The 20161-nt window shown below is 74.7% G+C and carries 20 protein-coding genes; 8 read left to right on the top strand and 12 right to left on the bottom strand.

All coding sequences use genetic code 11. The annotated features are described in order from the left end of the window. Window positions 1-33 precede the first annotated feature (33 nt). Genes MFF56_RS18100 through MFF56_RS18090 form a run of 3 tightly spaced genes read right to left on the bottom strand, consistent with a single transcriptional unit; the run spans window position 34 to window position 2350 of the window. On the bottom strand, window positions 34-1044 hold the full coding sequence (locus tag MFF56_RS18100; RefSeq protein ID WP_066920110.1) for a DUF6352 family protein: 1011 nt from the start codon (window positions 1042-1044) through the stop codon (window positions 34-36). A 5-nt stretch (window positions 1045-1049) separates the two neighbouring features. Continuing rightward, entirely contained in the window at window positions 1050-1613 is a 564-nt protein-coding gene (locus tag MFF56_RS18095; protein ID WP_066920109.1) for a DUF6505 family protein, read from the bottom strand. Beyond that, the gene (locus MFF56_RS18090) at window positions 1610-2350 is read right to left on the bottom strand and encodes a biotin/lipoate--protein ligase family protein (protein WP_238230540.1); all 741 of its coding nucleotides are present in this window, start codon (window positions 2348-2350) and stop codon (window positions 1610-1612) included. Before MFF56_RS18090 ends, MFF56_RS18095 begins: the two co-directional genes overlap by 4 nt. Before the next feature lie 196 nt (window positions 2351-2546). Between MFF56_RS18090 and MFF56_RS18085 the strand changes: the two genes are divergently transcribed. Continuing rightward, window positions 2547-4532: a 4Fe-4S binding protein gene (locus MFF56_RS18085; protein WP_238230560.1), complete on the top strand. Its 1986-nt coding sequence runs from the start codon at window positions 2547-2549 to the stop codon at window positions 4530-4532. On the opposite strand, the gene MFF56_RS18080 is transcribed toward MFF56_RS18085, so the two are convergent. Further along, a complete protein-coding gene (locus MFF56_RS18080; protein WP_066924854.1) occupies window positions 4529-5836 on the bottom strand; it encodes a c-type cytochrome in 1308 nt (435 codons plus the stop codon). The two genes, MFF56_RS18085 and MFF56_RS18080, sit on opposite strands and share 4 nt — an antisense overlap. A gap of 207 nt (window positions 5837-6043) precedes the next feature. On the opposite strand from MFF56_RS18080, the gene MFF56_RS18075 reads away from it, so the two are divergent. Genes MFF56_RS18075 through MFF56_RS18055 form a run of 5 tightly spaced genes read left to right on the top strand, consistent with a single transcriptional unit; the run spans window position 6044 to window position 11611 of the window. Further along, window positions 6044-7138, top strand: a complete 1095-nt coding sequence (locus MFF56_RS18075) for a molybdopterin-binding protein (RefSeq protein ID WP_238230539.1) — start codon at window positions 6044-6046, stop codon at window positions 7136-7138. Then, window positions 7138-9123, top strand: coding sequence for a molybdopterin biosynthesis protein (locus MFF56_RS18070; protein ID WP_373324128.1), 1986 nt, complete (start codon window positions 7138-7140; stop codon window positions 9121-9123). The genes MFF56_RS18075 and MFF56_RS18070 overlap by 1 nt, the downstream gene beginning before the upstream one ends. Continuing rightward, window positions 9120-9656 (top strand): molybdopterin-guanine dinucleotide biosynthesis protein B, encoded by a 537-nt coding sequence (gene mobB / locus MFF56_RS18065; protein WP_066918646.1) that lies wholly within the window; start codon window positions 9120-9122, stop codon window positions 9654-9656. Before MFF56_RS18070 ends, mobB begins: the two co-directional genes overlap by 4 nt. Window positions 9657-9659: 3 nt before the next feature. Next, window positions 9660-10910, top strand: a complete 1251-nt coding sequence (locus MFF56_RS18060) for a molybdopterin molybdotransferase MoeA (RefSeq protein WP_066918648.1) — start codon at window positions 9660-9662, stop codon at window positions 10908-10910. Window positions 10911-10918: 8 nt separating this feature from the next. After that, window positions 10919-11611, top strand: coding sequence for an ABC transporter permease (locus MFF56_RS18055; protein ID WP_156453486.1), 693 nt, complete (start codon window positions 10919-10921; stop codon window positions 11609-11611). A 12-nt stretch (window positions 11612-11623) separates the two neighbouring features. On the opposite strand, the gene MFF56_RS18050 is transcribed toward MFF56_RS18055, so the two are convergent. From MFF56_RS18050 to curA, 5 genes are all read right to left on the bottom strand, one after another. Further along, window positions 11624-11860 (bottom strand): hypothetical protein, encoded by a 237-nt coding sequence (locus tag MFF56_RS18050; protein ID WP_066918650.1) that lies wholly within the window; start codon window positions 11858-11860, stop codon window positions 11624-11626. A gap of 37 nt (window positions 11861-11897) precedes the next feature. Further along, window positions 11898-12539 carry a PRC-barrel domain-containing protein gene (locus tag MFF56_RS18045; protein WP_066918652.1) on the bottom strand — a complete coding sequence of 214 codons (642 nt, stop codon included), beginning with the start codon at window positions 12537-12539 and terminating at the stop codon, window positions 11898-11900. 70 nt (window positions 12540-12609) lie between these two features. After that, window positions 12610-12828 carry a ComEA family DNA-binding protein gene (locus tag MFF56_RS18040; protein WP_066918654.1) on the bottom strand — a complete coding sequence of 73 codons (219 nt, stop codon included), beginning with the start codon at window positions 12826-12828 and terminating at the stop codon, window positions 12610-12612. 138 nt (window positions 12829-12966) lie between these two features. Further along, window positions 12967-13503: a single-stranded DNA-binding protein gene (gene ssb / locus MFF56_RS18035; protein WP_238230538.1), complete on the bottom strand. Its 537-nt coding sequence runs from the start codon at window positions 13501-13503 to the stop codon at window positions 12967-12969. A 210-nt stretch (window positions 13504-13713) separates the two neighbouring features. Further along, entirely contained in the window at window positions 13714-14727 is a 1014-nt protein-coding gene (gene curA, locus MFF56_RS18030) for an NADPH-dependent curcumin/dihydrocurcumin reductase (RefSeq protein WP_066920497.1), read from the bottom strand. 199 nt (window positions 14728-14926) lie between these two features. Between curA and MFF56_RS18025 the strand changes: the two genes are divergently transcribed. Further along, entirely contained in the window at window positions 14927-15331 is a 405-nt protein-coding gene (locus MFF56_RS18025) for a DUF4174 domain-containing protein (RefSeq protein WP_066920499.1), read from the top strand. 83 nt (window positions 15332-15414) lie between these two features. Here the strand turns inward: MFF56_RS18025 and MFF56_RS18020 are convergent, their stop codons facing one another. Continuing rightward, window positions 15415-15897: a hypothetical protein gene (locus MFF56_RS18020; protein ID WP_238230537.1), complete on the bottom strand. Its 483-nt coding sequence runs from the start codon at window positions 15895-15897 to the stop codon at window positions 15415-15417. 221 nt (window positions 15898-16118) lie between these two features. Between MFF56_RS18020 and MFF56_RS18015 the strand changes: the two genes are divergently transcribed. Continuing rightward, window positions 16119-16895: a phosphodiester glycosidase family protein gene (locus MFF56_RS18015; RefSeq protein WP_066927530.1), complete on the top strand. Its 777-nt coding sequence runs from the start codon at window positions 16119-16121 to the stop codon at window positions 16893-16895. Between the two features lie 18 nt (window positions 16896-16913). Here MFF56_RS18015 and MFF56_RS18010 read toward each other — a convergent pair whose 3' ends face one another. Beyond that, window positions 16914-18032 carry an NADH:flavin oxidoreductase/NADH oxidase gene (locus MFF56_RS18010; protein ID WP_066927528.1) on the bottom strand — a complete coding sequence of 373 codons (1119 nt, stop codon included), beginning with the start codon at window positions 18030-18032 and terminating at the stop codon, window positions 16914-16916. Window positions 18033-18114: 82 nt separating this feature from the next. After that, the gene (locus tag MFF56_RS18005) at window positions 18115-20040 is read right to left on the bottom strand and encodes a propionyl-CoA synthetase (protein ID WP_066927526.1); all 1926 of its coding nucleotides are present in this window, start codon (window positions 20038-20040) and stop codon (window positions 18115-18117) included. Between the last annotated feature and the right edge of the window lie 121 nt (window positions 20041-20161).

Raw genomic sequence — 20161 nt, 5'->3', positions numbered from 1 at the left:
CCGTCAGCCGACTTACTGTCAGCCGACTTGCCGTCAGCCCGCCTCCCGGCCGGCGGCCAGGGGCAGCCCGACGATGAGATTGTGGGGCTTCACCTGCAGGGTCCTGTCCTGAGGCGATGCGAGCAGCAGGTAGACCGGCCGCGCGCCGACCGCGGGCTCCACCTGCGCCGGATCGTCGAAGACGAGGCTGAAAGCCACGAGCATCCGCGCCTGGGCGGCCGCGTCGAGCGTCTCGCCGCGCCAGAGCGCGTTGCCGATGCGGGTTCCCTCGGCATCGAGCCCGACGAACCAGCGCCAGTCGGAATCCTCCAGCCGGTCGAGCGGGCTCACCCGCACCGCGGCGTTCAGCAGGTGCTGCACGAAGACCTCGATCACCCGCGCCAGCCCGGCCCGGCTGCGCGGATCGGAGCCGAGGTCGAGCGCCATGGTGAAGGCGTCGGACCGGCTCCAGTAGGTCCAGGCGTTGGCCTCGGTCAGCACGTCGAGTTCGGTGGCCGCCTCCTGCCCGAGCATCGCCACGAGGGGCGAGAGCGGCGCGCTCCCCTCGCGCGCGGCGATGACCTCGGCGTCGGCCAGCAGCACGCGGCCCTCGTGGAAGCTCACCCGCTGGGGCCGGAAGAACAGCTCGGCCGCCCGGAGCACGAAGGGGTCGTCGCAGCCGTCCAGCGCGTTGCGCAGGATCAGGTGGACGAGCTGGTTCAGGAAGAGCGACGGCACGCCCTGCAGGTTGCCGCGCACCAGCGACAGGTAGGCGGCCTCGACCGAGCGCGCGCCCAGCAGGCGGTCCCGGAAGGCGAGGATGACCTCCCAGTTCTCCCGGGCGTCCGCGTCGGCGAGCGCCGCGATCTCGCGCGCGGCGACCGGGCGGCGCGGCGCGGCCGTCAGGCTCGCGTAGAGCGCCCGCTCGGCCGCGCAGGCCTCCTCGGGCGGGACCAGCTCGGGCCGCGCCAGGTAGGCGAGGATCAGCTCGTCGGTCACCGCGAGACCGCCGCCCGCATCGCGCTGGGTGAGATGATGGCCGCTCGAGACCCAGAATTCGGTCATGATCCTCAGCGTCCCGTCGGCGTTCCGCGCAACAGGCCGACGAGGTCCGCCTGCTCCTCCGGCGCGTCCGAAGATTCGTCCTCGTCGGTCTCGACGAAGTGGAAGGCGCGCCCGTGCAGCCGGTCCGCGCCCGGGCGCTGGGAAAGGGTGCGGAACTCCTCGCGGATCTCGCCGCCCTCCGCGGTCCGGTGCATCGCCACCACGCTGCCGACCGGCAGATTGCACAGCGAGGCGGCCACGTCGATCTCCTCGCGCGCCGCTTCGCGGGCCGCCTCGCGGTCCGGCGCGCCGAGACGCGCGTGGATCTGCTCGGCCAGGGCCTCGACCGCCGCCGCCCGCTCGGCCTCGCTCGCCTCGCTCACTACGACGAGGGTGGAGAAGCCCAGCGAGCCGACGCCGACGAAGCCGGACCGGAAGGCGGCCCGGGCCTTGCCGGAGAGCGCGGCCACGTCGCTGTCGAGGAACAGGAACGAGCCCGTCACCGCCCATTCGCCGGGTTCGGCGGCCTGCGCGAAGACGAAAGTGTCGGAGGGGTCGAGCCGCAGGGTCCGGGGAAGCTTCAGGCTCACAGGCGAACGTCTCCGGTCTCGGGGTCGCGCCAGGCGGCCGTCGCGAGGGCCGCAGCCAGGGCGACCGGCTCGGTCCGCCCGTCCGGATAGGTCAGCCGCGCGGCCGCGCCGTCGAGCGCCGCGTCCGCGCCGGAGAGCCGGGCCCCGTAGCGGGCCGCGACGCGCCCGAAGCCGTCCTCGCGCCAGACCTCGAACGTCTTGGTGAGGTGGCGCGCGAAGCTCTCCGCGAACGGGCCGTGCAGGTCCGGCGGGAAGCCCTCCTCCTCCAGGGCGGTCGAGTCCGGGGTCAGGCCGGGATCGCCGGCGGCGGCCTTGGAGGCGATGAGGGTGGCGGAGAAGACGAGCCAGTCCGGCACCGCATCCTCGGCGCAGTCGTCCGGCCAGCCGAGCTGGCCGCCGCCCAGACGCGCTCCGTTGAACGTCAGGGTGCCGGGCCAGACGATCCGCACGGGGATCTCCGGCGGCCCGAAGATCCCCACCGCGTCGGCGAGCGCCGCCATGCCGGCGAAGAAGGCGCGCCGCGCCGTGCGCAGCGGCTCGTCGGGCGCGAGCACGACGGCGAGGTCGAGGAGCTCGGGACGCGCGCCGAGCAGGAGGGTCGCGGCCTCCGCCTCGCCCGAGGCGGCGAGCCGGCAGGCCTCCGCATGGGCACCGCGGGCGGTGGGGCGGTGGCTGAAACCCGGCGGGAGGACGAGGCCGGGATGCGGCGCGGGGATGGGAGAGGCTGGCGATCGCATGGCGTGTGTGGGGGCGGGGCCGGCAGGAGAGCGTCGCGGGATCGTCGCGGCCTGCGCCCGCATGTCGGATCGTAGTTTCGAATGCTTCGAGTATAAGGGCTGTAACCCTTCAGGCGAAGGGATCCGCGTATCACGTCTCCTCTCAGGTTCACCCGTGTCCGACCGTCTCATCCTCGCCTGCTCCTGCGAGCGGACGATGCCCCTCGATACCGCCGCCATCGCCCGCGGCTGCGGCTCCCGCCTCGTCACGGCCGACCAGCTCTGCGGCCGGGAGCTCGACCGCTTCCGCGACGCCCTGGACGCGGGCGGGCCCGTGACGGTCTCCTGCACGCTCCAGGCTCCCCTCTTCGACGAGGTGGCCGAGGAGATGGGGGCCGAGGAGCGCGTCACCTACGCCAAGATCCGCGAGAGCGCCGGCTGGTCGTCCGAGGCCGAAGCGGCCGGCCCGAAGATGGCGGCGTTGCTCGCGGCGGCCGCCGAGCCGGTGCCGCCCGCCGGGACCGTGCCGCTGGTAAGCCGGGGCGTCGCCCTCGTCTACGGGCGGGACGCCGTCGCGGTCGAGGCCGGGCAGCGGCTCGCCGAGCATCTCGACGTCACCGTGCTCCTGTCGCGGCCGGGCGAGGTCGCGCCGCTCCACCGCAACACCTTCCCGGTGCTGCGGGGCACGATCCGGGGTGCGAAGGGGCATCTCGGCGCGTTCGAACTGCGCATCGACGACTACGCCCTGCCGGCGCCGTCGTCGCGCACCCACCTCCTCTTCGGGGCGCCGCGCGACGGCGCCGTCTCGACCTGCGACCTCGTGCTCGACCTCTCGGGCGGCGCGCCCCTGTTCCCGGCCCACGAGGTCCGCCCCGGCTACCTGCGCGCCGACCCGCGCGACCCGGCCGCCGTCGAGCGCCTGGTCCGCGAGGCCTCCCACCTCGTCGGCGAATTCGACAAGCCGCGCTTCATCGACTTCCACGGCTCGCTCTGCGCCCATTCGCGCTCGCGCATCACCGGCTGCACCCGCTGCCTCGAGGTCTGCCCGACCGGGGCGATCACGTCCGCGGGCGACACCGTCGCGATCGACCCGCATGTCTGCGCGGGCTGCGGCAGCTGCGCGGCCGTCTGCCCGACGGGCGCCGCCGCCTACGCGCTGCCCCCGGCCGACGCGCTGATGCGGCGCCTGCGCGGCCTGATGCGGGCCTACCGGGCGGCGGGCGGGGAGCGCGCGCTCGTGCTCTTCCACGACGGCGACCACGGCGAGCCCCTGATCGACGCGCTCGGGCGGTACGGTGACGGGTTGCCGGCCCATGTCCTGCCGGTCCAGGTCAACGAAGTCACCCAGATCGGTCCGGAGGCGATCGCGGCCCTGTGCGCCTACGGTGCGGCGGCGGTCCGCGTGCTGACCCGGGCGCGCCCGAAGCACGACATCGCGCCGCTCCACCGCACACTCGACCTCGCCGACACCCTGGCGCGGGCGCTGGGCTACGGAGCAGAGAGCGGCGCGGCGCTGGTCGCGACGATCGAGACCGACGACCCGGACGCCCTCGGCGAGGCGCTGCGCGCGGCCCCGCTCGGGACCCCCACGGCGAAGCCGGCCGGCCTCGTGCCCGAGGGGCCCAAGCGCGCCGTGCTGCGTCAGGCCTTCCGGGAGATGCACGTCGCGGCCCCCGCCCCCGTGGCGCGGGTCCCGCTGGCGGCTGGCGCGCCCTTCGGCGGCCTCGATTTCCGCACGCAGGACTGCACCCTGTGCCTCTCCTGCGTCGGCGCCTGCCCGACCCATGCGCTCACCGACAGCGCCGACAAGCCGCTGCTCGCCTTCGAGGAGAGCCTGTGCGTGCAGTGCGGCCTCTGCGCCGCGACCTGCCCGGAGGACGTGATCGCGCTGATCCCGCAGGTGGATTTCGAGGCCTGGGCGGCGCCCCGGCGCGTCGTGAAGGAGGAGGAGCCCTTCTGCTGCACGGCCTGCGCCAAGCCCTTCGGCACGCGCGCCACGATCGAGCGGGTGATCGAGCGCCTCGCCGAGCGGCACTGGATGTTCACCGGCTCGGCCGGCGCGGAGCGCCTCCGCTCGCTGACGATGTGCGACGATTGCCGCGTCGAGGCAGCGCTCAACCAGGGCTTCGACCCGCACGCCATGCCCGAGCGCGCCAAGCCGCGCACGAGCGAGGACTACTTCCGCGAGCGGGCGGACGGCTAGGGCAGACGCGTCGCCTTCTCCAGGAAGCGGACCAGGGCCTCCCGGTCGGCGGCGCTGCCGATGGTCTGCTCGGGCATCTTCGTGCCCGGCGTGTAGCGGGCCGGCCCGACCTCGAAGAGGCGCGCCACGGTCTCGGGCGTCCAGACGATGTCCATCCGCTTCAACGGCTCGGAGTAGCGGTAGTCCGGCACGCTCGCGATGCGGCGGCCGAACAGGCCGGCGAGCGTCGGCCCGGCCCGCGTGCCCTCGTTCGGCGTCAGGGTGTGGCAGGCGACGCAGGCCCCGAACACCTCCGCGCCGCGCTCGCCGTGATAGGCCGCCAGCGGATCGCCCGGGCGTGGCATGGCAAGAGCGCCGATCGGCTCGCCGCTCCGGGCATCCCAGCGGCGCACGAGGCGGTCGCCGCCGCCCGTGACGAGCTCGCGCCCGTCGGGCCGCCACGCCACGGACCAGACCGGCAGGCCCGGCCCGACGAGACGCAGCAGCACGCGGGCCGTCTCCCGCTCGACGACCGCGACGGTCCCACCCGCCGTCGCGGCGGCGACCCGGGTTCCGTCCGGCGACGGCGCCAGCGCGATCACCGGCTGGGGCCCGAGTTCCACGGCGGCGCGGACCGTCCCGTCCGGGCGCAGGAAGCGCAGGATCGCGTCGGCGCCCGCCGCCGCGATCTCCCCGTCCGCGCTCACCGCGAGCGCGCTGAGCGCCGTGGGCAGCGTCGCGACGTCCGGGGAGGCGCCCTCGCGCGGCCAGACCCGCACGGTCGCGTCGGCGCCCGCCGTCACCGGCCGCCCGTCCGGCAGGAAGGCCACGGCGTTGACATTGCCCCGATGCCCCTCCAGCACGCGGGGGGTGCCCCCGTCGAGCGGCCAGACCCGCGCCGTCCCGTCCCAGGAGGCCGAGGCGAGCGCGGTGCCGTCCGCCGAGACCGCGAGGCCCGCCACCGGCCCGGCATGCCCGTCGAGCACCTGCTCCGGCTCCGCGCGCCCGAGCCGCCACAGGGCGATGCGCCCGTCCTCGGAGGCGCTGGCGAAGCGCCCGTCGGGCAGCGCCGCGACGGCGTTCACCGCGCCCTCGTGGAAGCGCAGCACGCCGAGCGCAGTGCCGGTATCGAGGCCCCACAGGATGGCCGACTGGTCGAAGCTGCCCGAGATCGCCAGGCGCCCGTCCGGGCTCAGGGCGAGGGCGCGGACCGGGCCGCCATGCCCCCGCATCTGGGCCGAGGCCGGCAGGGCAAGCAGCAGCGCGGGCGTGACGACGAAGAACCCGGTCAGCAAAAGGCCGGCGAGCCGGCGGAGACACGTCATCGGGGATGATCCTCGGTCGGACGGCAAAGCATAGCCGAGTGACGGTCCGGATGTCGCCGGCTCCCGACCTGCGGTTCTCCGACGCGCATCGCACGAAGCCTTGATCCGCGCCCGCGGATGACGCATCGCTCCGACCATGATGCGAGCCGGAACATCTCTGCCGCCGGGCCCGCCGCGCGCCGCACCCCGCCACGGGCGCGGGCGCCGATGAGCCGGTCCGCCTCCGCGGCGCTGACGCCGCTCGGGGACGCGCTCGGCCTGCTCTGTGCCGGCGTCGCGCCGGTCGCCGAGCGGCTGGTCCCGCTCGCGGAGGCGCGGGGGCGGATCGCCGCGCGGGCGGTCGCGGCACCGCGCCCGCTGCCCGCCGGCCGCGAGGCCCTGCGGGACGGTTTCGCGATCGATTCCGCCGCGATCGCCGGTGCCTCGCCCTACGCGCCGGTGCCCCTGCCGTCCCGGCCGGCCTGGGTCGAGGCCGGTGAGAGGCTGCCCGCCCGCACCGACGCCGTCCTGCCGCCCGAAGGGCTGGCGGAGCACGGCGCGGTGGAAGATCTCGCCGCGCGGGAGGGCACGCGCGAGGCCGGCGAGGACTTGGCCGCGGACGCGTGCCTGCTCGCGGCGGGCGAGCGGGTCGGTCCCCTCCACCTCCTCACCCTGGCGATGGCCGGGCTGGACATGGTCGCCGTCCGGACGCCCCGCCTGCGCCTCGTCGCGACCGGCACCCCGACGCCGGACGGATCGTCGCCGCTGCTCGCCGCCCTGATCGCGGACAGGGGCGGCGCCACCGAGCGCGTCGCCGTCCCGGACGAGGTCGAGGCCATCGCCGCCGCCATCGGAGCGGGCGCTGCCGACGCGGTGCTCGTCCTCGGCGGCAGCGGCTACGGCCGCACCGACCGGAGCGCCGAGGGGCTGGCCCGGGCGGGACGGATCCGCGCCCACGGCATCGCCCTGCGGCCCGGCGAGACCGCGGTCCTGGGCGAGGCGGAGGGCCGGCCGGTCCTCGTCCTGCCGGGACGGCCCGAGGCGGCGCTCGCCGCCTTCCTGGCGCTCGGCGCGCCCCTGCTCGCGCGTCTCGCGGGGACGGCGGAGGCGCCGGGCTCGCCCACCCCGCTCCTGCGCAAGATCGCCTCCGCGATCGGTCTCGCCGAGGTCGTCTTCGTCCGCCGCCACCCGGAGGGCGCGGAGCCGCTCGGCGGTTTCGAGCTTCCGCTGCGCCAACTCCTCCGGGCGGACGGCTTCGTGCTGGTGGCGCCCGAGCGCGAGGGCCATCCTGCCGGGGAACGGGTCGAGGTCCGGCCGCTATGATGTCCGACGATTCCGCCGCCTTCGCCGGGCGGCTCGCCGCCGCCTCGCGGCAGGAGCAGTTCCTCACCGTGGTCAGCCGCGAGGCGGCGCTCGCGGCCTTCCGGGCCGCCGTGCCGCACGCGGCGCTGCCGGCCGAGCCGGTGCCCCTGGCCGAGGCGCTGGGCCGGGTGCTCGCCGCCGACGTCGCCTCACCGATCGACGTGCCGCCCTTCGACCGCGCCCTCGTCGATGGCTTCGCGCTGCGATCCTTCGACGTCGCGGGGGCCGGCCCCGCGAGCCCGCGGCGCCTCGCCCTCAACCGGGAGATCCTGGCCTGCGGCGTGGCGCCGTCGCGCGCGGTCGAGGCCGGGACCGCGACGCCCATCGCCACCGGCGGGGTGATCCCGCGCGGGGCCGACGCCGTCGTGATGGTCGAGCAGACCGAGTTCGACGCCGACGCGCTCGCGGTCGAGGTCGCCGCCGCCGTGCGGCCCGGCCAGTTCGTGGGCTATGCGGGCGCCGACATGGCGGCGGGCGAGACGGTGCTGCGCCGGGGCACGGTGATCACCGCCCGCGAAATCGGCATGCTGGCGGCCTGCGGGCTTGCCAAAGTGGCGGTCGTGCGTCGCCCGAAGGTCGCGGTCCTCTCCACCGGCGACGAGCTGGTGGCACCGGGCGAGCGCCTGCGGCCCGGTGCGATCTACGATTCGAACGGCGCGATCGTGACGGCCTCCGTCACGGAGAACGGCGGCCTGCCCGTACCGCGCGGCATCGTGCGCGACGACGAGGCGGCCCTGGAGACGGCCCTGCGGGAGGCGCTCGGCGACCACGACCTCGTCGTCCTCTCGGGCGGCACCTCCAAGGGGGCGGGCGACGTCTCCCACCGGATCCTCACGCGGCTCGGCGCGCCCGGCATCTTGGTGCACGGCGTCGCCCTCAAGCCCGGCAAGCCGCTCTGCCTCGCGGCGGCGCAGGGCAGGCCGATCGTGGTGCTGCCGGGTTTCCCGACCTCGGCGATGTTCACCTTCCACGAATTCGTCGTGCCGCTGGTGCGCGCGCTCGCCGGCCTGCCGCCGCGCGAGGAGGAAACGGTCGCGGCGGTGCTGCCGCAGCGGCTGTCCTCCGAACTCGGCCGCACCGAGTTCGTGATGGCCTCGCTCGTGCACGGCCCGCGGGGACTGGCGGCGCTGCCCCTGCCGAAGGGCTCGGGCTCCGTCACCGCCTTCTCGCAGGCGGACGGCTTCTTCGCGGTGCCGGCGGCCCGGGCCGGGATGGAGGCGGGGGAGAGCGTGCCGGTGGTGCGCCTGGGAGGCGGCGTGCGGCCACCCGACCTCACCATCGTGGGCAGCCACTGCGTCGGGCTCGACCGCGTGGTCGGGCTTCTCGGGGAGCGCGGCTACCGCGCCCGGACCATGTGGGTCGGCTCGGCGGGCGGTCTGGCCGCCCTGCGCCGAGGCGAGTGCGACCTCGCCGCCATGCACCTCTTCGATCCGGCGAGCGGGCGCTACAACGCGCCCTTCCTCGACCCCAGCATGGCCCTGATCCCCGGATGGCGCCGGCTGCAGGGCGTGGTCTTCCGCGCCGGGGACCCGCGTTTCGAGGGCCGGAGCGCCGCACAGGCGGTGGCCGCGGCGCTCGCCGACCCGGATTCCGTGATGGTCAACCGCAACGCGGGCTCGGGCACGCGCCTTCTCGTCGACGGCCTCCTCGACGGCGCCCGGCCGGCCGGGTTCTGGAACCAGCCGCGCTCGCACAACGCCGTGGCGGCCGCCGTGGCGCAGGGCCGGGCCGATTGGGGCGTCGCCATCGCGAGCGTCGCGGAGGCCTACGGCCTCGGCTTCCTGGCCCTCACCGAGGAGCAGTACGACCTCGCCTGCCGCGCGGACACCGTGCGCAGCCCCGCGCTCGCGGCCTTCCTCGATCTCCTCGGCACACCCGAGGCGGCGGCCGCGTTGCGCGACCTCGGCTTCGCCCCGGCGGAGCGCGCCCCGGGGAGCCCGACATGAGCGGCCTTCGCGTCATCGGGCTCGCCGGCTGGAGCGGCGCCGGCAAGACCACGCTGATGGCCAAGCTCATCCCGCTGCTGGTCGGGCGCGGCGTCCGGGTCGCGACCCTGAAGCACGCCCACCACGCCTTCGACCTCGATCATCCGGGCAAGGATTCCCACGTCCACCGGCAGGCCGGAGCCAGCGAGGTCATCGTCTCGTCCGCCCGCCGCTGGGCCCAGATCCGCGAGGTGGCGGAGGGCGAGGAGGCGAGGCTGGCCGACCTGCTGCGCCGCCTGACCCCCGAGGGCCTCGCGATCGTCGAAGGCTTCAAGCGCGAGGCGCACGCGAAGCTCGAAGTGTTCAGGGCCGCCAACGGCCGCGAGCCGCTGCATCCGCAGGATTCCCGCATCGTCGGGATCGCGAGCGACCGGCCCTTCCCGGATGCCGGCCGGCCCGTGCTGCATCTCGACGACGTCGCCGGCATCGCCGACCTCGTCCTCGCCCGGGCCGAGCCCCTCGATGCGGTCCTGACCCGGCTGGAGCACCCTTGAGCCATGGCACAGGTCACGGACGACTGCTTCGCCTTCGGGAACAGGCCGATGCGGATCGAGGAGGCCACCGCCCTCATCGCCGAGCGCATGCCGGTCCTGGCCGGGATCGAGACCGTGCCGCTCCACGCGGCGGACGGGCGGATCGCGGCCGAGGATGTCCTGGCCCGCCACGACCTGCCGCCCTTCGCCAACTCGGCGGTCGACGGCTACGCCGTGCGCCACGCCGACCTGGCGCCGGCCGGCGAGAGCGTGCTGCCGGTGAGCGGCCGGCTCGCGGCGGGCGCGGCGGCGGGCGCCGGGGCGATCGCGGGGGCGGTGCGCATCTTCACCGGGGCGCCGATGCCGCCGGGCGCCGACACCGTGTTCATGCAGGAGGACGTGCGCGCCGAGGGCGACCGGGTCGTCCTGCCGCCGGGGCTCAAGCCCGGCGCGAACGCCCGCCCGGCGGGCGAGGATCTGGCCCGCGGAGCTCTCGCCATCCCGGCCGGCCGACGCCTGCGCCCCGCCGACCTCGCGCTCGCCGCCGCCACCGGCCACGGCGCGCTCGCGGTGCGCCGCCGCCTGCGGGTCGCGCTGTTCTCGACCGGCGACGAGCTTGCCGAGCCCGGTTCGGAGCTGCGGCCCGGCGCGATCCACGATTCGAACCGGCTGCTGCTCGGTGCCCTGCTCGCCCGCCTCGGCGTCGCGGTGTCCGATCTCGGCATCCTGCGCGACGAGCCCGCGAGCCTCGCCGCCCGCCTCGCCGAGGCCGCGCGCGACCACGACGTCGTCCTGACCTCGGGCGGCGTCTCGGTCGGCGAGGAGGACCACGTGAAGGGCGCCGTCGAGTCCCTGGGGCAGCTCGTGCTCTGGCGCCTCGCGATCAAGCCGGGCCGCCCGGTCGCGGTCGGCCTCGTCCATGGCACGCCCTTCGTCGGGCTGCCGGGCAACCCGGTCGCCGTCTACGTCACCCTGCTCTTCGTGGTGCGCCCGCTCCTCGCCCGCCTCGGCGGTGCGAGCCCCGAGGCGCCGCTCCCCTGGCCGGTCCGCTCGGCCTTCGCCTACCGCAAGAAGGCCGGCCGGCGCGAATTCGTGCGCGTCTGCCTCGCGCGGGCCGCCGACGGCGGCCTCGAGGCGCGCAAGTTCCCCCGCGACGGGGCCGGCGTGCTGACCTCGCTGACCGGGAGCGACGGCCTCGTGGAACTGCCCGACGCCGCGACGGCGGTCGCGCCGGGCGAGAGCCTCGCCTACTACCCGCACGCGCTCCTCTGGTGAGTCCGTCCGTGCCGATCCTCCACGAAACCCTGTCCCGCCTCTGGACCCTCGACCGCGACGTGCTGGCGATCGCGTGGCTGTCGCTGCGGGTCAGCCTGACGGCGGTCTCTATCGGGCTCCTCCTCGGCATCCCGCTCGGCGCCCTCGTGGCGGTCGCCCGCTTCCCCGGGCGCGGAGCGGTGGCGGGGCTGCTGAACGCCTTCATGGGGTTGCCGCCGGTCATCGTCGGCCTCGTCCTCTACCTCGTCCTGTCCCGGTCCGGTCCGTTCGGCTCGCTCGGCCTCCTGTTCACGCCTGCCGCGATGGTCGCCGCGCAGGCGACGCTCGCCACGCCGCTGGTCGCAGCGCTGACCCGGCAGGTGGTGTCCGACGCGCAGGTCCATCTCGGCGAGCAGCTGCGCTCGCTCGGCCTCTCGGCCCCGCGGCAGGCCGGCATCCTGATCTACGACGTGCGCTTCTCGCTGGTGACGGCGGCGCTGGCGGCCTTCGGCCGCGCGATCTCGGAGATCGGCGCCGTCCTGGTCGTGGGCGGCAACATCGACGGGCATACCCGCACGATGACGACCGCGATCTCGCTGGAGACCCAGAAGGGAGACCTGAGCCTCGCCCTCGCCCTCGGCCTCGTGCTGATGAGCCTCGTCGTGGTGGTGAACGCCGCCGCCGCCCTCCTGCGCGGCCACGCCGCCCGGGCCTACGGCTGAGGCCGGGCCCGGTCAGCGCCGCGGGCCGGACTGGCGTCGCCGCGCGACGTACCAGAGCGCCAGGACGATTACCGCCACGAGGAGGCTGAGCCAGACCCAGTTGAAGTCGATCGCCGCGCCCGTGGCCGGGCCGGAACTCGATCCGGCCGGGCCGGTCTCGGGGATCGGCGGGGCCGGGTTCATCTGCTGGGCCAGGGCCGCGTGCAGGCTCGCGGTCCAGATCAGGCCGGTGGCGACGGCGTTGCGCATCGGGTCTCCTCGCAAGGGGGTGGCGCTCGTCGGCGCCTCAGGGGCGGGCCGCGTCGAAGCGGAAGGCCGGGGCCTCCTGCAGCTGCGCCTTGGTCAGGCGGATCTCGGCGTGCCACAACCCGTCGCCTGCCAGGACCGTCGCGGGGGCATCGCCCGCTGCGCGCGGCTCCACGGAGCCGGTCGCCTCGGTGACGCGGCCGCTGTGCTGGTTCTGGACCGCGGCGAGCACGTCGCGGTTCGTATCCGCGCCCGGCATCGTCTCCGGACCGGCCTTTGCGGCCTCCCGCGGGCCGGGCGCCGTCTCGGGCGTCACGACCGAGCTCGGGCCGCTCGTGAGCGGGGCATCGCGAAAATTCCAGGCGAGCTGGTCGAACGGGACGGCGACGGATTTCTCGCCCAGGCCCAGGAAGCCGCCGACGCCGATGACGGCCGCCTGCACGCGCCCGCTCCCGTCGACCAGGACATCCTCGATCTTGCCGACGCGGACGTGGTCCATCCCGATCACCGGCAGGCCGATGATCTTGGAGGCCCGGATCGCTCCGGGCAGCGGCCCCTCGACGAAGCGCGGAGCGGCTGTGGAGAGCCGCGCGCCCTCCTCGGCGGAGGCGGGCCCCGATGGTCCAAGTCCCAGGAGGAGGCCCAGGCACAGGAGGCCCGCGATGTTGCGGCTCGTCGTCACGCTTCGTCCCCGGCTCTTCCGCCCGCCTCGCGGCGCTACAGCACCAGAACGACGCGAAACCCGCCGCGGTTCACCCGGGCTCCTGCGACCGGTCGTCGACGGTCAGCGATGCGGTGAGGTCGCCGGTCTTTCCCGCGAGGCCCGGCACCTCGTCGAGCTGGCGCAGGCTGGTGAAGCGGCCGCGCTCCTCCCGGGTGCGCACGATCTCGAACCCGTGCCCCCTGAGCGCCGGGATCTCGTCCAGCTCCTCGGCCGTCGCGGCGTTGAGATCGATCGTCGCTCGCGCCATCCCCGGCTCCGTTCCACCTGCGCGGCGGGAACGGGGCGCCCGCCATCGCGGTTCCGCCGCGCCCCGTGTCCGGACGCGGACAAAAAAACGGCCCGGATCTCGCGATCCGGGCCGGGGCCGGCCTCTCGGGGGAGCGGCCTAGAACGGGATGTCGTCGTCGAGGTCGTAGTTGCCGCGCGAGCCGCCGCCGCCGCTGGCGGGCGCCGGCCTGCGCTCGCCGCCCCGCTCGCCGCCCTGCGCGCGGCCGCCGCCGAAATCGCCGCCGCGGCTGACCTGTCCGCCGCCGCCCTCCTCGTCCGAGGCGAAGTCGCCGCCACCGCCGCCGCGCCCGTCGAGGATGGTCATCTCGCCGCGGAAGCGCTGGAGCACCACCTCGGTCGTGTACTTCTCGACGCCCGAATTGTCCGTCCACTTCCGGGTCTGGAGCGATCCCTCGATGTAGACCTTCGAGCCCTTGCGCAGGTACTGCTCGGCCACGCGGGCGAGGTTCTCGTTGTAGATCACCACCGAGTGCCACTCGGTGCGCTCCTTGCGCTCGCCGGAGGCCTTGTCCTTCCAGGTCTCGGAGGTGGCGAGCCGGAGGTTCACGACCGGATCACCCGATCCGAGGCGGCGCGTCTCGGGGTCGCGCCCGAGATTGCCCACCAGGATCACCTTGTTCACGCTGCCCGCCATCGCTCTCTCCTACCGTTCCGATCTCACTGGGCGTTCGTCTCACGAGCCCGGGCCGGTCCTTGATGAGCCCCGGGAGCGGCCGCCGCAACGCGGGGCGGGCCCTTGTTCCCGGTAAACACATGCGGCGCGGGTCGCGGTGATGTTCTATCTTTGTTCGAGAAAGCCGGCAAGCCGCCCGCCCCGGCGCCCCGGGGACGGACGGCCGGCGATTCAGGCGACGTGCACGACGAGCTTGCCGAAATTCCGGCCCCGCAGCATGCCGATGAAGGCTTCCGGCGCCCGTTCCAGGCCCTCGACGACGTCCTCGCGGTGGCGGACCTTGCCCTCGGCGAGCCAGCCGCCGACGTCGCGGACGAAGGCCTCCTGCTGGTCGGCGAAGTCCCAGACGATGAAGCCCTGCAGGTGCAGGCGCTTGGTGAGGATCGTGCGCATCAGCGTCGGCAGCCGGTCGGGCCCGGGCGGCAGCTCGGTGGCGTTGTAGCCGGAGACCAGCCCGCAGACCGGCACCCGGGCGAAGTCGTTGAGGAGCGGCAGCACCGCCTCGAAGACCGCGCCGCCGACATTCTCGAAATAGACGTCGATGCCCTTCGGGCAGGCGGCCGCCAGCGCGTCGGCGAAGTCGTCGGCGCGGTGGTCGAGCGCGGCGTCGAAGCCGAGCGTCTCGGTGAGGTAGCGGCACTTGTCCGGTCCGCCCGCGATGCCGACCGCCCGGGCGCCCTTGAGGCGGGCGATCTGGCCGACGAGCGAGCCCACCGGGCCGGCGGCGGCTGCGACCACCACGGTCTCGCCCGCCTTCGGCCGACCGATGGTGAGAAGCCCCGTATAGGCCGTCATGCCGGGCATGCCGAGGATGCCGAGCGCCGTCGTCGGCGGTAGCCCAGGGGGCAGCCGGTGCAGGCCGCGACCGTCCGAGATCGCGTAGTCCTGCCATCCCCCGTAGGCCGAGACCAGCTCGCCCACCGCGTAGTCCGGGTTGTTGGACTGCACCACCTCGCTCACCGTCCCGCCGACCATCGGCTCGCCGATGGCCACCGGCTGGGCGTAGGACTTCGCGGCGCTCATGCGCCCGCGCATGTAGGGGTCGAGGGAGAGCCAGCGGGTGCGCAGCAGGATCTCGCCCTCCCGCGGCGTCGGCACCCGAGCCTCCTCCATGCGGAAATGTGCGGGCGTCGGCTCGCCGTGCGGGCGCGAGGCGAGCACGATGCGACGGTTCATGGCGGCCATCACGGCTTCTCCTGCTGGCTCGGAATCCCGATCGTCCGGTCAATCTGGACCGTGTGCCGCCCATGGCAAACCCGGCTGGCAAACCCGGCTGGCAAACCCGGCTGGCCAATCCGGCCGGAAAACCCGATCCGCACGCGGCGGCGCCTCACCGGCTCTCGCGCGTTGTCTCGGTCCGACGAACCGCCATCCGGAGACCGACATGCGGCCCCTCACCCTCGGACTTGCCCTCGCGCTCGCGCTCGGTGCGGACGGGTCGGCCGCCTCCGATCCGCTCGCGGCCCATCGGGGACAGGCCCGGATCCTCGTGGTCGCGGCACCTGAGGCGCGGGACCCGGCCCTGCTGGCGCAGCGCGAGGCCCTCGCGTCGGCCCGCGCGGGGCTGCGGGAGCGGGATCTCGTCGTCGTCGAGGCGGTCGGCGCGGGTGCCGACGCGTCCGCGCTCCGGCGCCGCCTCGGCCTGCCGGACCGGGCGTTCCGCGCCGTGCTGATCGGCAAGGACGGCGGGCCGAAACTGACCGCGACCGAACCGGTCGCACCCGAGCGTCTGTTCGCGACGATCGACGCGATGCCGATGCGGCGCGACGAGATGCGGGGGAGCCGCTGACGCAGCCATTCCGCCACGGTGCGCGACGAGAAAGGGCCGCCCGCGGGCGGCCCTCCGGATCGTGTGCGGACGCCGCTTCGGTGTCAGTAGCAGCGTTCCACCAGCACCCGGCGGTAGCCGTAGGGCGTCCAGCGCACGCGCGGGACGGTGTAGCACCCGCCGTAGCCGTAATCGTAGGCGCCGTAGCCGACCGGGGCGTAGCCGTACCCGTAGGCGGGGTAGCCGTAGCCGTATCCGCCGTAGAGACCGCCGGCCGCGAGGCCGAGTCCCACGCCGAGGCCGAGCCCCCCGAGGCCGTAGCCGTAGCCGCGGCGCCAGCCGCCGCCGTAATAGCCGCCGCGCCAGCCGCCGTAACCGCCGCGCCAGCCGCCGCCGAAGCCTGCGCCGCGGTAGCCGAACCCGCCGCCGCGGAAACCGCCGAACCCGCCGCCACGGAAGCCGCCGAAGCCGCCGCCGTGGAAGCCGCCGCCGTGGAAGCCCCCGCCGAACCCGCGCGCGTCGGCGGAGGCCGGGACCATCGCGAGCGCGCCGAGCGCGAGGCTGGATGCGAGAACAACCCGCTTCATCTGATTCTCCGAGACCAACCTGAGAATGCCCCTACGCCACCTGAAACGTGCAGGAGCCCGCGACGGTTCGTGACCCCTCCGCGAGAGATCGGTCCGCGGGGCTCAAAGATTCGTGTTCTGGCGGGGCGCGCGACGGCGGAGGGCCCGAAAGCCGCCGTCTTTTGGCGTGAGGAACCGGCCCAGCTTGCGGACCCTCCGGCCGCTCCTGGGATCCCTCGATCATGCTCCACCGCGCACCTGTCCGCCTGGCGGCAGCCGGCCTCGTCGGATCGCTGCTCGCCGCACCGGCGGCGGCGCCGGCCGTGGCCGCGCCGGACGCCGCGCGGGCGGGCGCCCCCTGCGCGGCGGTTCAGGCCCAGGGCGAGAGCTTCACGGTCTGCACGGTGGACCTGCGGCGCCAGCGCGTGCGCCTGTTCTGGCTGGGTGCCGACGGCCTGCCCTACGCCTCGCTCGGCAGCCTCGCGGCGCGGCAGGGCGCGGGCCTGAGCTTCGCCATGAATGCCGGCATGTACGACAAGGGCCAGGCGCCGGTCGGGCTCTACGTCGAGGACGGGCGCGAGATGAAGCCGGTCTCGACCGCGAACGGGCCGGGCAACTTTCATCTCAAGCCCAACGGCGTGTTCTACGTGAAGGGCGAGCGCGCGGGCGTGCTCGACACCGCCCGCTACCTCAAGGCGAAGGTCAAGCCCGATTTCGCCACGCAATCCGGCCCGATGCTGGTGATCGACGGCCAGATCCACCCGAAGATCTCGGCGGACGGTCCGTCCCAGAAGATCCGCAACGGGGTCGGCACGCGCGACGACGGCCGCACCGCGGTCTTCGCGATCTCGGAGCGGCCGGTGACCTTCGGCGCCTTCGCGCGCCTGTTCCGGGACGACCTGGGCTGCCGCAACGCGCTGTTCCTGGACGGCAGCGTGTCGAGCCTCTACGCGCCGAACCTCGGCCGCAGCGACCTGAGCCGCCCGCTCGGGCCAATGGTGGGGGCGGTGGCGCGGTAGACGCCGCCGCCCGCCGTCTCAGCGCTGGCCGAAGGCGGTGTCCTTGAACAGGTCCTTGTACGCGCGCGGCTGGGAGCGCCAGTACTGCTTCGGGGCGCGGACCTGCGCGCCGAGTTCGGCCGCCGCGTGCCAGGGCCAGCGCGGGTCGTAGAGCATGGCGCGGGCGAGCGAGATCGCGTCCGCCCGTCCCTCGCGCAGGATGGCCTCCGCCTGCTCGGCCTCGGTGATCAGGCCGACCGCGATGGTGGCGAGCCCCGTCTCCGCCTTGATCCGCTCGGCGAAGGGCACCTGGTAGCCCGGCCCGAGGGTGATCGCCTGCTTCGGGGAGACGCCGCCCGTCGAGACGTGGAGCGCGGGCGAGCCCGCCGCCTTCAGGGCCTGCGCCAGCGCGAGGGTCTCCTCGAGGTCCCAGCCGTCCTCGACCCAGTCGGTCGCCGAGACGCGCAGCCAGACGGGGCTGCCCGCGGGCACCGCCTGACGCACGGCGTCGTAGATCTCCAGCGGGAAGCGCATCCGGTTCTGGAGGCTGCCGCCGTACTGGTCCGTGCGCTTGTTCGCGAGGGGCGAGAGGAACTGGTGCAGCAGGTAGCCGTGGGCGCCGTGCAGCTCGACCGCCTCGATCCCGAGGCGCACCGCGCGCTTCGCCGTCGCCACGAAATCCTCGCGCACCCGCTTCAGGTCGGCGGCGTCGAGGGCGTGGGGCGCCACCTCGCCCTCCGCGTGCGGGACGGCCGAGGGCGCCTCGGTGCGCCAGCCGTAGGGGTGCTCGGGCGGGATCTGCGCGCCGCCGGTCCAGGGCGCCTCGCTCGACGCCTTCCGGCCCGCATGCGCGATCTGGATGCAGACCGGGATCGGCGCGTAGTCCCGCACCGCGTCGAGGACGCGCGCGAGCGCCCGCTCGCAGCCGTCGTCGTAGAGGCCGAGGTCCCAGGCGGTGATGCGCGCCTCGGGCGAGACGGCGGTCGCCTCCAGCGTCAGCAGCCCGGCGCCCGACATGGCGAGCTGCCCGAGATGCATCATGTGCCAGTCGGTCGCCTGCCCGTCGCGGGCCGAGTACTGGCACATCGGCGCGATCAGGATGCGGTTGTCGAGGGTCAGGCCGTCGAGCGTGAGCGGTTCGAACAGGCGTGCGGTCATGAAGGGCGCTCCGGATGGACCGACCCTATCTGTCGCGGAGGTACCCGGTATGCCAGTCGGCCGGCGGCATGGCGGGGCGGCGTCAGGCGCCGCCGACGCCCCGCTGCGCGAGGCGCGCGCCGATCTCGTCGAGCGCCGTCGCGTCGTCGATCGTGGCCGGCATGGTCCAGGGCTCGTGGTCGGCGATGCGCTTCATGGTGGCGCGCAGGATCTTGCCGGAGCGGGTCTTGGGCAGGCGCGGCACCGTCAGCGCCAGCTTGAAGGCCGCCACCGGCCCGATCTCGTCGCGCACCTTGGCGACGAGCTCCCGCTCGATCTCGGCGGGCTCGCGCGCGACGTCGGCCTTCAGCACCACGAAGCCGCAGGGCACCTCCCCTTTGAGCGCGTCGCGGACGCCGATGACGGCGCATTCCGCCACATCGGGATGGCTGGCCAGCACCGCCTCCATGCCGCCCGTCGAGAGCCGGTGGCCCGCTACGTTGATGATGTCGTCGGTGCGGCCGAGCACCGTGATGTAGCCGTCCGCGTCGATCACGCCGGCGTCCGAGGTGTCGTAGTAGCCCGGGAAGGTCGCGAGGTAGCTCGCGCGCATGCGCTCGTCCGAGCCCCAGAGAGTCGGCAGGCAGCCCGGGGGCAGCGGCAGGCGGATCGCGATCGTGCCCATCGTGCCGGCCGGCACCGGCTTGCCGCCCTCGTCCAGGATCTCGACCCGGTAGCCCGGCATCGGCACGCAGGTGCTGCCGTGCTTGACCGGCAGCAGGCCGAGCCCGACCGGGTTGCCGGCGATCGGCCAGCCGGTCTCGGTCTGCCACCAATGGTCGATCACCGGCCGCTCGAGCACCCGCTCGGCCCAGGCGACGGAATCCGGGTCCGCCCGCTCGCCCGCCAGGAACAGGGTGCGGAAGCCGGAGAGGTCGTGGTCGGCCACGCGCGCGCCGCGCGGGTCCTCCTTCTTGATCGCCCTGAGCGCGGTCGGCGCGGTGAAGAGGCAGACCGTGCCGGTCTCGGCCACGACCCGCCAGAGCGCGCCCGCGTCCGGCGTGCCCACGGGCTTGCCCTCGTACAGCACCGTGGTGCAGCCGTGCAGGAGCGGCGCGTAGACGATGTAGCAGTGGCCGACCACCCAGCCGATGTCGGAGGCGCAGAAATAGGTCTCGCCGGGCTGGACGCCGTAGAGGTTCGGCATCGTCCAGGCGAGCGAGACCAGCTGCCCGCCGGTGTCGCGCACCACGCCCTTCGGCTTGCCGGTCGTGCCCGATGTGTAGAGTACGTAGAGCGGGTCGGTTGCCGCGACCGGCACGCACGCCGCCCGCTTCCCCGCCGCCCTGGCGGCGCCGACCGCCTCGGCCCAGTCGCGGTCGCGCCCCTCGGCCAGGGCGGCGGCGCATTGCGGGCGCTGGAGGATCAGGCAGAAATCCGGCGCGTGCGCGGCCATCCCGATCGCGGCGTCGAGGAGCGGCTTGTAGGCGACGGTGCGGCTCGGCTCGATGCCGCAGGAGGCGGCCAGCACGACCTTCGGACGGGCGTCGTCCAGGCGCACGGCGAGCTCGTTGGCGGCAAAGCCCCCGAACACGACCGAGTGGATCGCCCCGAGCCGCGCGCAGGCCAGCATGGCGAACATCGCCTCCGGCACCATGGGCATGTAGATGACGACACGGTCGCCCTTCCTCACGCCGAGATCGACGAGCACGGCGGCCAGCGTCGCCACCTCGTCCTGCAACTGCCCGTAGGTGATCGCGCGCTTCGTGCCGGTCACCGGCGAATCGTAGCGGATCGCGACCTGCTCGCGGCGCCCCCCGTCCGCGTGCCGGTCGACCGCGTTGTGGCAGGCGTTGAGTTCGCCGTCCGGGAACCAGCGGCCGTAGGGGCCCGAATCGGGATCGAAGGCGCGGTCCGGCAGCCGGTTCCAGTCGAGCGCCCGGGCGGCCTCCAGCCAGAAGGCGTCCGGATCGCGGCTCGCGGCGGCGTAGACCTCGGGATAGCGGCCGGGCAGGCTGGCGGACGTCATGGGGCGTTTCCTCGGCGAAACCGCTCTTCGGGGCGGGCCCACCTGTTCTAGCAGAGGCCGACCGGCCTGCGGCAGCCCGCCGGAAACGAAAACCGCCGCGCTTTCGGGCGCGGCGGCAGGG

This window comes from Methylobacterium hispanicum (assembly GCF_022179285.1).
Lineage (GTDB): Bacteria > Pseudomonadota > Alphaproteobacteria > Rhizobiales > Beijerinckiaceae > Methylobacterium > Methylobacterium hispanicum.
The sequence above is the reverse complement of the archived record's forward strand: the minus strand, read 5'-3'. Positions and strand labels throughout refer to the sequence as shown.